Origin of the sequence: Sorangium sp. So ce321, from assembly GCF_051530195.1 — a bacterium.
In the GTDB taxonomy this organism is placed as follows: Bacteria; Myxococcota_A; Polyangia; order Polyangiales; family Polyangiaceae; genus Sorangium.
In genome coordinates this window covers 12275925-12288954 of the sequence record NZ_CP150329.1, presented here as the reverse complement: position 1 = coordinate 12288954, position 13030 = coordinate 12275925, and the positions used below count along the sequence as shown (strand labels likewise).

Sequence of the window (13030 nt, the reverse complement as noted above, 5' to 3'; positions counted from 1 at the left end):
TTTCGCGCGGGCTTCCGGGCCGCCGCTGCGCTCAGGGAAAATCAAGCTCCCGCTCCGGCCACCTCCGGGCTAGGCCAGGGCAACGTGACGAGCCTATTGAACCCGTCTCAACGTGCGGCCGTCGAGCACGAGCTCGGGCCAATGCTGGTGCTCGCGGGCGCCGGGTCAGGCAAGACGCGCGTGGTGACCACGCGCATTGCCCGCCTGCTCGAGCGCGGCGTCCCGGCGCGCTCTATGCTGGCGATGACCTTCACCAACAAGGCCGCCGCCGAGATGCACGAGCGCGTCGGCAAGCTCGTCGGCTCCAAGGTCGCGAAAGAGCTCAAGGTCTGCACCTTCCACCGCTTCGGCCTCGACGTGCTCGGCGCGGAGACGCGCGCGCTCGGCCTGCGCGGCGGCTCCTTCGCCATCTTCGACCAGTCCGACGCGCTGGGCGTCATCCGCGAGATCCTCCGCGAGCTGCGCGCCGGCAAGAGCTACGACGTCGGCGCGATCCTCTCGCGCATCTCGAACGCCAAGAACGCGTTCCTCGACGCCGAGTCGTGGGCCGAGGCGCAGCGGCAGGGCAAGGGCATCGACGACTACGACGAGATCTCGATGCTCGTCTACCCGCGCTACATGGCGGCGCTGCGCTCGTTCCAGGCCTTCGACTTCGACGACCTCATCTGCGAGGTGGTGCGCCTCTGGCAGGCGCGCGCCGACGTCCTCGAGCGCTGGCGGATGCGCTACCGCTTCGTGATCGTCGACGAGTACCAGGACACGAACCGCGCGCAGCTGGAGCTCTTGCGCCTGCTCTGCGGCGAGCACCGCAACGTGGTCGTCGTCGGCGACGACGACCAGTCGATCTACGCATGGCGCGGCGCCGACGTGCGCAACATCCTCGATTTCGAGGAGCACTTCTCGGGCGCGAAGGTCGTCAAGCTCGAGCACAACTACCGCTCTCGCAAGCCGATCCTCGACGTCGCCAACGCGGTGCTCGCGAAGTCCGGCGGCCGCAGGCACAAGAAGTCGCTCATCGCCACGCGCATGGAGGGCGACAAGGTGCGCTCGATCATCTGCGCCGATCCCGACGTCGAGGCGAGCTTCGTGGCCACGGAGGCGCAGCGCCTCCTCGAGCGCGAGGCCGCGCGGCCGAAGGACATCGCCGTGCTCTACCGCTCGAACCTCCAGGCGGCCGCGATCGAGTCGGCCCTCAAGGAGCGGCAGATCCCGATCCGGATGATCGGCGGACAGCAGTTCTTCGAGCGCAAGGAGGTGAAGGACCTCATCGCCTACCTTCGCGTCGCGCTCAACCCGAACGACGAGATGTCGCTGCGGCGCATCCTGAACTACCCGGCGCGCGGCATCGGCGACGTCGCGGTCTCCAAGCTCAGCGCCTACGCGACGGCGCATGACGCGTCGCTCTGGACGGCGGTCTCGCGGCCGCACGCGATCCACGAGCTGAACGCCGCCGCGATCGAGGGGTGCCGCCAGCTGCTCCGGATCGTCGAGGGCACGCGCGCGCGGTTCGAGCGCGGCGAGCCGTCCGCGGAGGTCGCCCGCGGGCTCCTCGCCGACGCCGGCTTCAAGGAGGACATCACGGCCGGCTCCTCGACGAACAACGCCGCGGCGCGCCGCTGGGGCAACCTTGAGGGTCTGATCAACGTCTTCGCGCGCCGCGACGAGAAGGGGAAGGGGGATCGCGCGAGCTTCGCCGAGTTCCTGCGGCTGCTCGCGCTGCGGCAGGACTCCGAGGAAGAGGAGGCGACCGACCGCGTGACGCTCACCACGATGCACGGCGCGAAGGGGCTCGAGTTCCCTTACGTCTTCGTGATCGGCCTCGAGGAGGGGCTGATGCCCCACCAGCGCAGCCTCGACGAGCGCGCCACGGATGCTGCCCCCATCAGCGGCGAGGGGGGTGAAGCGGGCGGGCACAGCATCGAGGAGGAGCGGCGGCTCTTCTACGTCGCGGTCACGCGGGCCCGCGATCGGCTTTATCTCACGCGGGCGAAGCACCGTGGGTCGCGCGGCAAGATGGTGCCGAGGACGCCGAGCCGGTTCCTGCTCGACATCCCCCCCGAGCTCATCGACGAGCGCGAGGAGCTCGCGCCTGTCGCTCCGGGGATGGAGAAGGTCAAGGCGGGCGCCGCGAGCGTGCTGGCCGCGCTGGCGATGAACCCGTTTGCCGGCGAGCCCCCTCTCATCCCGCGCCGCCGATCCTGAGCGGGGCGCACCCGCTTCGGATACGGGCCCACCTCGACGTTTTCGGTGCTCAGCGCACAGGAGTGCGCCTGCGCGCCGAAAACGCCGATCTGGGCCCGTCTCCTGTGCGGGTGAGCCCCGCTCGGCAACGGTAGGCCAGACGCCAGAGGAGAGGCTCCTGCTGGCGTCCTGGCGGTCTTCTTTTGCGTTGTTGCGGAGGCGTCAGGAAGAAGGGCGGAAGATCAGATGGCGGCGCCTTCAGCGGCGGCGAAGCCGATTCGGGTGATCTCCGGCGCGCCCTTGCGGGCGACGAAGTCGCGGAAGCTCTCGCCCTCGGCGCGTTCGGCCACGTAGTACCGCGCGATGGTCGCGATCACCTTGGGCGTCTCTTCCTCGGGGATTCGGCCGTCGAGGCGCTCGCCGATGCGGGCGTTCGGGCCGCAGCCGCCGCCGACTCGGAGCGAGTAGTGCGGGCGCTCGACGCCGTCCTTGCCCTTCACCATCAGCCCCGTCATCCCGATGTCGGCGACGTGGTGCTGCCCGCACGAGTTCGGGCACCCCGAGATCTTGATGTCGAACTCGCCGAGGGAGCTCACGAAGTCGTCGGCCTCCTGGCGGCTGCCGTTCGGCACCAGGTGCTCCCGGATGCGCGCCCCGACCTGCATGCTCTTCGTGATCGCGAGCGTGCAATAGTCGCCGCCGGGGCAGGCCACCACGTCGGTGATGTGCCCGGCGTCCGCCTCGGCGAGCCCGATCTGCGAGAGCTCGCGGTGCAGGCCGAGGAGCTGCCCCTCCGGCACCCAGCGCAGCACGAAGTTCTGGGTGTTCGTCGCCCGCACCTCGCCGTTGCTGTAGCGCCGCGAGATGTCCGCCAGGCTCTTGAGCTGCTCGCTCGTGATGTCGCCGAGCGGCAGCTTGACCGTCGCCACCCGGTAGCCGGGCTGCCTCTGCGGGATCGTGTTGGTCCGCTTCCAGCGCGCGAACGCGCCGTCGCCGAGCGTGTCCCTCGAGGGCGAGAGCGGGGGCGGATCGCTCTCCCGGTACTCGGACACGCGCTGCGCGATCTCGGCTGCGAGCGCGTCGCCCCGCGCCGCCTTGATGCGGTCGAACTCCTCGTCGAGCCGGCGCAGGAACTCGGCCTCGCCGATCTTGCGCAGCAGGAACTTGAGCCGCGCCTTCTTGCGGTTCTTCCGCTCGCCGTCCCGGTGGAACACGCTCACGACCGCCTCGCACAAGGGCAGCAGGTCGGACACCGGGATGAACTCCCGCCAGAGGTGCGCGATCTCTGGCGTCGAGCCGAGCCCGCCGGCCACGTAGACCGCAAAGCCCTGGCCGAGATCGCCGACCTTGGCCAGCAGGCCGATGTCGTTGATCATGATCTGCGCGTGGTCGCGCGCGCTGCCCGACAGGCCGATCTTGAACTTCCGCGGCAGGCGACGGTTGTGCTCGTGGAAGAGGAAGTGGTCCGTGAGCGCGTGCGCGTAGGGCGTCACGTCGAACACCTCGTCCTCGACCACGCCCGCGAGGTGGGACGAGGTGATATTGCGGAGCGTGTCCGCGCACGCGCCGACCGTCGTCACCCCAGCGCGCGCGAGCACGCGCTGCAGGTCGATGGTCTCCTCGATCTCCAGATAGTGCAGCTGGATGTCCTGGCGGGTCGTGACGTGCGCTAGCCCGCGCCCCCACCGCTCCGTGACTTCCGCGAGGGCTTCAAGCTGAGTAGCCGTGAGCTGCCCTCCGGGAATCTTGATGCGCTGCATGTGCTTCACGTGCGCGAGCTGCGCGTAGACGCCCATGGCCAGCCGCATGGGGCGGAACTGGTCGGGGGTCAGCTCACCACGTTTGAACTTGGCGACGTTCTCGGCGTGCTCGTCGATGGCCGCCGCAAGGCGCTCGACTGGTTGCGACATGCCCGATGCTATTCCCTATATTTCCGACGCGTCAAGTGCGACAATTATTAAGGCCGGTGACCGAGGTCCCTGGCCCACCTGCGCCATGAAGATCGACCTGCCGAACTCGACCGATGCTGTGCATGCTGGCGTACTCCGCCAGCGTCCGTCCCACACCCTCGCGCCCGCGGTCGCGCAGACAGCGACCTACACGTTTGCGGACACGGCGGATCTCGAGCGCTACTTCGCCGGGGGCGACGACGATCCGGAGCGCCAGGAGTACGGCCGCTACGGCAACCCCACGGTGCGCGAGGTGGAGCAGCGCGTCGCGGCGCTCGATCGCGCCGAGGACGCCGTGCTCTTCGCGAGCGGGATGGCGGCGGTGACGACCACGGCGTTCGCGCTCCTCAAGGCGGGCGACCACGTGATCCTGTTCCGCGACGTCTACCGCCGCACGCGGCAGTTCGTGATCAACGTGCTCGCTCGGCTCGGCGTCGAGCACACGCTGATCGATCCGGGCGCTTTCGACCAGCTCGAGGCGGCCATCAAGCCGCGCACCCGCTTCGCGCTGAGCGAGTCGCCGACGAACCCGTACCTGCACTGCATCGACCTGTCCCGGTTCGCCGAGATCTGCAAGGCGGCGCGGGTCAAGACGATCGTCGACGCCACGTTCGCGACCCCGTGCAACTCGGACCCGATCGGGCGCGGCATCGACCTCGTGGTCCACAGCGCGAGCAAGTACCTGTCCGGCCACAACGACGTCCTCGGGGGCGCGGTCTCCGGATCGAGCGCGCTGATCTCGCTGGTGCGCGACATGCGGAGCGTCCTCGGCGGCGTCATCGATCCGCACGCCGCCGCGCTGATCGGCCGCGGGATCAAGACGCTCGCGCTCCGCGTCGAGCGGCAGAACGTGACCGGGCTCGCGATGGCGCGCGCGCTCGAGGCGCACCCGGCCGTGGAGCGGGTGTTCTACCCGGGGCTCCCGTCGCACCCGGATCACCGGGTCGCGGCCGCGCAGATGCGCGGGTTCGGCGGCGTCGTGAGCTTCATCGTTCGCGGCGGGCGCGAGGCGGCGGCGCGCGTCGTCGACGGCACGCGCATCGCCGCGATCGCCCCGAGCTTCGGCGGCGTCGAGACGCTGATCGAGCAGCCGTGCATCATGAGCTTCCACGAGCTGAGCGACGAGCAGCTCGCGGCCATCGGCATCTCCCCCGCGCTGATCCGCCTCGCGGTGGGCGTGGAGGAGACGGAGGACGTCGTGAAGGACGTCCTCGGCGCGCTCGACGCGCTCGGCAAGTCCTAGCCCCCGAGCCCCCGGACGGCCGTCAGGGGCGCGCTCCTCGGCGCGCCCTAGCTCCCGATCTTCCGCAGCTTCCGCTGCAGCGTCCGCCGGTCGATCCCGAGCAGCTTCGCCGCGGTGGCCACCACGCCGCCCGACTCCTTGAGCGCGGCGCGGATCGCCTCGCGCTCGAGGTCGTCCAGCTTCAGGCTCCCCGGCGGCGGCGTCGGCGACCCCGAGGGCGGGGGCCTCTGCCGCTCGCGGAGGCTCGCGGCCTCGCGCAGCAGCTTGTCCGCGTCGACGGGCTTGCTGAGCAGCGTGTCGGCGCCCTCGCGCATCGCCGCCACCGCGAGCGGGATGTCCCCGAACCCGGTCAGCATCACGATCGCCGCGTCGGGCTGCAGCTTGCGGTACTGGGCGAGCGCGCTCAGCCCGTCGCCGCGCGGCATGCGGTAGTCGATCACCACGAGGTCGACCGGCTCGTACTCGAGCGCCACGAGCCCCTCGTCGATCGTCGCCGCCGTCCTCGCCACGACGCCGCGGCGGCGCAGCGCGCCCTGCAGGGTCGTGCGGAACGCGTCGTCGTCGTCCACGAGGAGCGCAGTCTCGATCCGTCGCGTCATCTTCACCTCAGGCGGCCCCGGCGCGCTTCAGCGCGGCGGGGAGCTCCGCGTCCGTGGGGCCCGTGGTCCCGTCGAGGCGGAGGCGCAAGGTCGCCTTCGCCCCGCCGGTCTCGACGCTCTCCATGCGCAGCACCGCGCCCATGCGGGAGGCCATCATCGAGCTGATGTAGAGCCCGAGCCCCATCCCGCCCTGCGACATCTTCGTCGTCTGGAAGGGCTCCCCGAGCCGCCCGGCGATCTCGGGGCTCAACCCCGGTCCGCTGTCGGAGACAGCGATCTCGCAGACCTCGCCGCGCTCGACGACGCCCACCTCGATCCGCTGCTCGGCCGCTTCCGCCGTCGCCTCGGCGGCGTTGGCGAGCAGGTTGACGAGCACCTGGCGGAGCGCCGGCCGGAGCACGTTCGCCTGCACGGGCCGCGGCGTGTCGAACGCGAGCTCGCCCCGGTAGCCGAGGCGCGCGAGCTCGACCTTCGCGAGATCGCGCACGTAGCGGGTGAGCTCCATCGGCTCCAGGCGCTGGTCGAGCCGGATCTGGCCGCGCATCAAGCTGATGATGTCGCTCGCCCGGCGCGCCTCGCCGGCCACCGTCTCGGCCATGCGCGCCGCGTCCTCCGAGCCCGTCTCGCGCGCCACGTCGACGAGGTCCTTGCTCGCGAGGAGGATCGTCGCGAGCGGCGTGCTGAGCTCGTGCGACATGCCGCCGACCATGCGCCCGAGCATCGCCAGCCGCTCGTTGCGCTGGCTCTGCTGGCGGAGCTCCTCGAGCCGGTGCGCGTAGACGATGACGAAGAAGCCGAGGAACAGCGTCAGCGACGTGAGCGACACGAGGTCGCCGAGCTGCCGGATGCGGTCGCTGCCGAGCGGCGCGGAGCCGAGCGGCAGCGGCGCCGCGTGCGTGAGCACGCCGATCGCGGCCAGCGTCAAGAGGCCCACGAGCACCGTCGTGCGCCGCGGGCAGAGCAGGCCGGAGAGGGCGATGTGGAACGCGAGGAAGACGGCGAACGGGTTCTCCAGCCCGCCCGAGAACCAGAGCATCCACGCGCTCGCGATCACGTCGCCCACGAGCTGGGCGCGCGCGAGGTCCTGCGCGGGCTCGCGCGCCGACGGCTCGCCCCCGGCCCGCTGACGCACGTGCCGCACCCAGAACGTCCACGCGACGTTGGCCAGCGTGATCGCGGCGATGCCGAGGATGAGCGGCCCGAGCCTGAGGTCCGGCACGAGCTTCCGGCTCGCGACCGTCGTCGCGACCATGCCCGCGATCGCCACCCAGCGCAGCTGGATGAGCCACCGATCGGCGGTCTCCCACGACGGGGGCTTCGGCCCGGAAAGCAGCACCGCGAGGCGGCGCCGCGCCGCCGGCGGGGCGCCGCTCTTGGTGGGGTCGGGAGGACCCGCGTCAAGCGACCATGACTGGAAGGAGGATTGCATCCGCGCGCGGACAGGGGGCGTTCCAGGGCGCGTTCGAGGTGCCCGGGGTTCAGCCCCGGAGCAACCTTCCGACGTCGCCTTGTTCCGCTCCCTTGTACCGCGCACGAAAGCCGCGAGCACGCGCGAGGTGCGTCCCGGCCCACACCAGCGAACCGGCAGGGGAGAATTTTCTGATGCCGGCGACCTTGAATTGTTAGCTAAATTACGTCCAGCCGCTGTGGCGGGGGCGTTCGGCCCCCGCGACCGGTCAGTGGGCGCCTTCGGTCCCCTGGTGGACCTGCGTGGGCGGCGGGGCCACCTTGTGCGGCCGCTTCACCACCCAGTTGTCGACGGCGCGCTTGCCGTCGAACGGCGCCTTCAAGTCCGCGGGCCGCTCGGCCTCGATCTGCTCGGCTCGGCCGCGGTTGTTCGTGTCGAACATGGTGAAGCCGATGAAGATCGCCAGGAAGATGAGCGACGACAGGAAGATCAGCAGGTGGAACTTATGGTCCCACTTGAGGTGCATGAAGATGAGGGCCACGACGCCCGCCTTCACCGTCGCGATGAGGATCGCGATGGCGAGGTTGGCCGCGCCGAGGTCGACGTAGCTCGCCCCCACGGTCACGACCGTGAGCACGAGGAGCACGAGCCACGTGGCGATGTAGACCTTGAGCGGCAGCACGTGCGGCACGTGGTCTGCGCCGTGGCCATGCTGCACATGGTCATGCGCGCCGATGATTTCTGCTTCTGTCGACATGCTGTCCTCTGAGCCTCAGCCCACCAGGTAGAGGAGGGGGAAGAGATAGATCCAGATGAGGTCGACGAGGTGCCAGTACAGCCCCACCCCTTCGACCGGCGAGTAGTAGCGGCTCGAGAACTCGCCGCGCTGGTTGCGGAGGAGGATCCACGTGATGAGCCCCATCCCGATGACGACGTGCAGGCCGTGGATGCCGGTCATCATGAAGTAGATGGCGAAGAAGGTCCCCGCGTGGGCCGTCGTGAAGCCCTCGGCGGTGAAGTACTTCCCGGGCAGGAGGCCGTCGTGGAACTTGTGCTGGTACTCGAAGTACTTCACGACGAGGAAGATGGCGGCGCAGAGGAGCGTCACCGCCAGGAGCGCGGTGGTCTTCTTCTTGTCGCTCTTCTGCGCCGACCGCACGGCGAGCGCCATCGTGAGGCTGGAACAGATGAGCACGATCGTGTTGACGCCGCCCATCACCTTGTCGAGGTGGTGGTGGGCCTCGACGAAGGAGTCGAAGAACCAGGTCCGGAAGACCGCGAACGCGCAGAACAGCCCGCCGAAGAGGAGGATCTCGGTGACCAGGAAGAGCCAGATGCCCATCCTCCCGGCGTCGAACTGCGTGTCCGCGGAGTCGAAGTGATGGGCGACGTGGAAGTCGGGGGACAGGACCGGGCCTGCCTTGTTCGGCCGCTCGACGGCCTCGGCGTGCGCGCTCATGTGTTCTCCGTGTTGAAGTCGTATGCGCCCTTGGTCACGATCGGGGTGCGGACGAAGTTCTCGGTGATGGGCGGGGAGGCGGTGGTCCACTCCAGGCTGAGCCCGCCCCAGGGGTTCTTCGGCGCCGGCGCGCCGGAGCGCAGCGAGCGGACGAAGCAGATGAACATCACGATGACGCCGGCGCCGAGGATCCACGAGCCCACGGTCGAGAAGGCGTGCAGCGGCTGGAACTGGTCCAGGTAGTTGTAGTAGCGCCGCGGCATCCCGCGGCTGCCCATGATGAACTGCGAGAAGAACGTGACGTTGAACCCGACGAAGATGAGCGCGCAGGCGATGGCGGCGAGCCTCTCGGAGTACATCTTCCCGGTGATCTTGGGCCACCAGTGGTGCAGCCCGCCGAAGTAGGCGATGACGGTGCCGCCCACCATCACGTAGTGGAAGTGCGCGACGACGAAGTACGTGTCGTGCAGGTGCAGGTCGACGCTGAGCATCCCGAGGAAGACGCCGGTGAGGCCGCCGATCGAGAAGAGGACCAGGAACGACAGCGCGTACAGCATCGGGGCGTTGAAGCTGATCGAGCCGCGCCACAGCGTGGCGGTCCAGTTGAAGACCTTCACCCCGCTCGGGATGGCGACGAGGAAGGTCAGGAACGAGAAGATGATCGCCGCGAACTCGCTCTGGCCGGAGGTGAACATGTGGTGGCCCCACACGAGGAAGCCGACCAGGGCGATGGCGACGCTGGAGAAGGCGATCGCCTTGTAGCCGAAGACCCTGCGCCGCGCGTGGACCGCGATGAGCTCGCTGATGATGCCCATGCCCGGCAGGATCATGATGTAGACGGCCGGGTGGCTGTAGAACCAGAAGAAGTGCTGGTAGAGCACCGGGTCGCCGCCGAGCGCCGGGTCGAAGATGCCGATGTGGAAGGCGCGCTCCGCGATGAGCAGGAGGAGCGTGATGGCGAGGACCGGCGTCGCGAGGATCTGGACGATGCTCGTCGCGTAGATCGCCCAGAGCATGAGCGGCATCTTGTACCAGCCCATCCCCGGCGCCCGGAGCTTGTGCATCGTGACGATGAAGTTCAGCCCCGTGAGCACGCTGGAGAAGCCGAGGATGAAGACGCCGAACGTCACGCTGAGGACCGACGTCGTGGTCACGGTGCTCGAGTACGGCACGTAGAACGTCCAGCCGGTGTCGATGCCGCCCGTGAGGAGCGACGAGAGCGTGAAGAGGGCGCCGATCCAGTAGAGGTACAGGCTGAGGAGGTTCAGCTTGGGGAAGGCCACGTCCTTCGCGCCGATCATGATCGGCAGCAGGAAGTTGCCGAGGGCGCCGGGGATGCTCGGGATGATGAACAGGAACGTCATCACCGCGCCGTGAAGCGTGAACATCTGGTTGTACGCGTTCGCGCTCATGATCGTCGCCTTCGGCGTCAGGAGCTCGAGGCGGAGGATGAGCGCGAACAGCCCGCCCATCAGGAACGCGACGAAGGTGCTGGCGAGGTACATCAGGCCGATCCGCTTGTGATCGACCGTGGTGAGCCACGACATGATCCCGCTCTTGGCCCGGATGTAATCGGTTCCGTGGCCGGCGTCGGGCGCCGTATTGACGTCGAGGGTGGTTACGGTCTGCGACATGACTGCTTCTCCCCAGCGCTCACTTCACCGTCTTCAGGTAAGCGATGAGCGCATCCACTTCTCTGTCCTTGAGGAGCCCTTTGAAAGACGGCATGACCGGCGGATAGCCGCGGACGATCTGGCCTTGCGGGTTGAACACGCTCTCGCGGAAGTAGTTCTCGTCCGCGACGACCTTGGTCCCGTTCGCGAGCTCCTCCTCGCGGCCGAAGAGCCCCTTGAGCGACGGGCCCTGGAGGCGCGTGCCGTCGAGCGAGTGGCAGGTGATGCAGCTCCGCTTCGCGAAGAGCGTCTTGCCGAGCTCCTCGGGCGGGAGATCGCTGTTGTTGTTGCCCTCGAGCCATTTCTCGAAATCCGACGGCTCCAGCACCTTCACGGTGGCCATCATGTCGGAGTGGCCGGAGCCGCAGTACTCGGTGCACAGGAGCACCGTCTCGCGCGTCTCCGTCGCCTCGAACCACAGCGACGTGTACGAGCCCGGGACGATGTCCTGCTTCACCCGGAACTCCGGGATGAAGAAGCTGTGGAGGATGTCCTTCGAGCTCATGATGAGCCGCACCGGGCGCCCCCGCGGCACGGCGAGCTCGTTCACGGTCGTCGTCCCGTCGGGGTAGGTGAACGTCCACAGGTACATCTCGCCCGTGACGTTGATCTCGTAGGACTCGGCCGGCGCCACGGAGGCGTGCACGTAGCCGCGCATGCCCACGAAGAAGAGCGCGATCACGATGGCGAGCGGGATCAGCGTCCACACGACCTCGACCGTGGTGCTGTGGTCGATGGGGCTCGTCTTGTCGTGCTCGGTGCGCCGCCGGTACTTGATGGCGAACAGCACGATCGCCCCGGTGACCAGGACGAAGAAGAGGACGGAGACCCAGTAGGCCGCGTCCCAGCCGGCGTCGATGCGCTCAGCGAGCGTCGAGCCCTGGCGGGGCAGCCAGAAGGAGCCGAGTTCGATCGGGTTTTTGTTCACCATAGTTGTGGCTCCGCCACCTTGTATCCTAGGAAGCCTCGTTTACGCGCGCCCTCGTGTGGGAGCGTTCAGTCCGCCAGAAGCGCATGAGCCAGAGCCCGATCAGCACGACGGTGACGGCGCCTGATGCCATCATCAGCCGCCTCGTCGCCAGGACGTACCCACGGGCGTTGGGATCGTAATGGAAACAGAACAGGAGCACCCGATCCCAGGCGCTCCCCACCTTCCCGCTGCCCGCTTCGCGCAGCGCGAGGCCGAAGTTCTTCTGTGGAAAAGCGATGCCGTACAGCGTGCGCGACAGGCGTCCGTCTGGCGTGAAGACGAACGCGCCCGCCGCGTGTGCGTACTGCTTCGTCGTCTCGTCCCATCGGTAGCCGAAGCCCACGGTGTTGGCGAGCGTACGCACCGACGCCTCGTCCCCCACAAGGAAGTCGAAGCCGTCGCCGGTGACCGGCCTGCCGTAGGCCTCAATATAGTTCGCCCGCTTCTTGCGCGCAGCTTCGGGCGTGTCGTGCGGGTCGAAGCTCACGACGAGGGTGCGGTACTCCTTGCCCGCGCTCCAGTCGTTCTCCTTCATGGCCTGCAGCACGCCGTTCAGGACCAGCGAGCACAGCATCGGGCACTCGTAGTAACCGAGCACCAAGACGAGGGGCTTGTCTCCCGTCGCATACCGGCCGAGCTCGACCTCTTGCCCTGACTGGTCCCGGAGACGGAGCTCGCGCGGGAGCATGGCTCCCGGCCGCTCCTCGATGTCCACTCCGGTGAGCTCGGGCGGTATGGTCGTGTCCGCCGCCCGCGCGCTCCGCGCCGGGGTGACCGTGACCACCACGAGCGCGAGAACGGCGAGCAGGGCGGACAGCGGGCGGGACATCACTGCACCGGAGCAGAGGGGGCCGGGCTGGCGGGCTTCGGCGCCACGGCTCCCTGCTGGGCGGGCTGGGCGGGCTTGGCCGGCTTGGCGGCGTCGGCGGGCTTGGCCGCGTCGGCCGGCTTGGCCGCGTCGGCCGGCTTGGCGGCGTCGGCGGGTTTGGCGGCGTCGGCGGGCTTGGCCGCGTCCGCAGGCTTCGCGGCGTCGGCAGGCTTGTTCGCGGCGTCGGCAGGCTTCGCTGCGTCCTGTCCCTGGAGCGGCGCGCCGCTCTCGGCGTTCGGCGTCGAGGCCTCGTCGGGCTTCGCGCTGCTGTCCTCGGGCTTCGTGGGCTGCGCTGCCTGCGCGGTCGTGGCGTCCGCGCCGGGAACGGGGATTCCGATGCGCTTCTCCTGGTAGGCCTTCAGCGTGAGCGGGACGGCCTCGGCGAGCGGGATGCGGACGACGCCGTCCTTCTCGTTCGCCCACTGGTAGCGGCTGAGGCGCTCCTGCTCCATGGCCCGCAGGCCGCGCAGCGTGCTGTTCGGCGGCTCGAGCACCTTGCTCGAGATCTCCCGCTCCATCGTCGCCTTGAAGACCTCGTTCACGAACAGGACGGTCACCACGAGGGACGCCAGCGTGGCGATCACGATCACGAAGATGAGCGGGATGTTCGGCCGATCCGCTTCGGCGTGCTCGGTCTCCTCGTGATCGGTCGCTGTGTTGTCGGTCGCTTCGCTCATGGC

The 13030-nt window shown here is 68.9% G+C and carries 11 protein-coding genes; 2 read left to right on the top strand and 9 right to left on the bottom strand.

Annotated elements, in window-relative coordinates; all coding sequences use genetic code 11:
• The first annotated feature begins 84 nt into the window (after positions 1 to 84).
• Complete coding sequence (locus WME89_RS45575; RefSeq protein WP_438005814.1) at positions 85 to 2202, top strand: ATP-dependent helicase; 2118 nt, start codon at positions 85 to 87, stop codon at positions 2200 to 2202.
• Between the two features lie 221 nt (positions 2203 to 2423).
• Here the strand turns inward: WME89_RS45575 and WME89_RS45570 are convergent, their stop codons facing one another.
• Entirely contained in the window at positions 2424 to 4091 is a 1668-nt protein-coding gene (locus tag WME89_RS45570) for a nitrite/sulfite reductase (protein ID WP_438005813.1), read from the bottom strand.
• 85 nt (positions 4092 to 4176) lie between these two features.
• On the opposite strand from WME89_RS45570, the gene WME89_RS45565 reads away from it, so the two are divergent.
• Entirely contained in the window at positions 4177 to 5373 is a 1197-nt protein-coding gene (locus WME89_RS45565) for a trans-sulfuration enzyme family protein (RefSeq protein WP_438005812.1), read from the top strand.
• Positions 5374 to 5420: 47 nt separating this feature from the next.
• Here the strand turns inward: WME89_RS45565 and WME89_RS45560 are convergent, their stop codons facing one another.
• From WME89_RS45560 to WME89_RS45525, 8 genes are all read right to left on the bottom strand, one after another.
• Positions 5421 to 5972: a response regulator transcription factor gene (locus WME89_RS45560; protein ID WP_438005811.1), complete on the bottom strand. Its 552-nt coding sequence runs from the start codon at positions 5970 to 5972 to the stop codon at positions 5421 to 5423.
• A gap of 7 nt (positions 5973 to 5979) precedes the next feature.
• The gene (locus tag WME89_RS45555) at positions 5980 to 7401 is read right to left on the bottom strand and encodes an ATP-binding protein (protein WP_438005810.1); all 1422 of its coding nucleotides are present in this window, start codon (positions 7399 to 7401) and stop codon (positions 5980 to 5982) included.
• Between the two features lie 247 nt (positions 7402 to 7648).
• Positions 7649 to 8137, bottom strand: coding sequence for a cytochrome C oxidase subunit IV family protein (locus tag WME89_RS45550; RefSeq protein WP_438005809.1), 489 nt, complete (start codon positions 8135 to 8137; stop codon positions 7649 to 7651).
• 15 nt (positions 8138 to 8152) lie between these two features.
• Positions 8153 to 8839, bottom strand: coding sequence for a cytochrome c oxidase subunit 3 family protein (locus WME89_RS45545; protein WP_438005808.1), 687 nt, complete (start codon positions 8837 to 8839; stop codon positions 8153 to 8155).
• Positions 8836 to 10473: a cytochrome c oxidase subunit I gene (gene ctaD, locus WME89_RS45540; protein ID WP_438005807.1), complete on the bottom strand. Its 1638-nt coding sequence runs from the start codon at positions 10471 to 10473 to the stop codon at positions 8836 to 8838. The genes WME89_RS45545 and ctaD overlap by 4 nt, the downstream gene beginning before the upstream one ends.
• A gap of 19 nt (positions 10474 to 10492) precedes the next feature.
• Positions 10493 to 11443 carry a cytochrome c oxidase subunit II gene (coxB, locus tag WME89_RS45535; protein WP_438005806.1) on the bottom strand — a complete coding sequence of 317 codons (951 nt, stop codon included), beginning with the start codon at positions 11441 to 11443 and terminating at the stop codon, positions 10493 to 10495.
• Between the two features lie 25 nt (positions 11444 to 11468).
• Positions 11469 to 12311 (bottom strand): SCO family protein, encoded by an 843-nt coding sequence (locus WME89_RS45530; RefSeq protein WP_438005805.1) that lies wholly within the window; start codon positions 12309 to 12311, stop codon positions 11469 to 11471.
• Positions 12311 to 13027: a hypothetical protein gene (locus WME89_RS45525; protein WP_438005804.1), complete on the bottom strand. Its 717-nt coding sequence runs from the start codon at positions 13025 to 13027 to the stop codon at positions 12311 to 12313. Before WME89_RS45525 ends, WME89_RS45530 begins: the two co-directional genes overlap by 1 nt.
• Positions 13028 to 13030 lie beyond the last annotated feature (3 nt).

What these genes read in the sequence shown, in the direction of transcription:
- WME89_RS45565 (WP_438005812.1), top strand. Translation starts at nt 4,177, where the DNA reads ATGAAGATCGACCTGCCGAACTCGACCGATGCTGTGCATGCTGGCGTA.
- coxB (WP_438005806.1), bottom strand. Translation starts at nt 11,443, where the DNA reads ATGGTGAACAAAAACCCGATCGAACTCGGCTCCTTCTGGCTGCCCCGC.
- WME89_RS45530 (WP_438005805.1), bottom strand. Translation starts at nt 12,311, where the DNA reads ATGTCCCGCCCGCTGTCCGCCCTGCTCGCCGTTCTCGCGCTCGTGGTG.
- WME89_RS45525 (WP_438005804.1), bottom strand. Translation starts at nt 13,027, where the DNA reads ATGAGCGAAGCGACCGACAACACAGCGACCGATCACGAGGAGACCGAG.
- WME89_RS45555 (WP_438005810.1), bottom strand. Translation starts at nt 7,401, where the DNA reads ATGCAATCCTCCTTCCAGTCATGGTCGCTTGACGCGGGTCCTCCCGAC.
- WME89_RS45570 (WP_438005813.1), bottom strand. Translation starts at nt 4,091, where the DNA reads ATGTCGCAACCAGTCGAGCGCCTTGCGGCGGCCATCGACGAGCACGCC.
- WME89_RS45545 (WP_438005808.1), bottom strand. Translation starts at nt 8,839, where the DNA reads ATGAGCGCGCACGCCGAGGCCGTCGAGCGGCCGAACAAGGCAGGCCCG.
- ctaD (WP_438005807.1), bottom strand. Translation starts at nt 10,473, where the DNA reads ATGTCGCAGACCGTAACCACCCTCGACGTCAATACGGCGCCCGACGCC.
- WME89_RS45560 (WP_438005811.1), bottom strand. Translation starts at nt 5,972, where the DNA reads ATGACGCGACGGATCGAGACTGCGCTCCTCGTGGACGACGACGACGCG.
- WME89_RS45550 (WP_438005809.1), bottom strand. Translation starts at nt 8,137, where the DNA reads ATGTCGACAGAAGCAGAAATCATCGGCGCGCATGACCATGTGCAGCAT.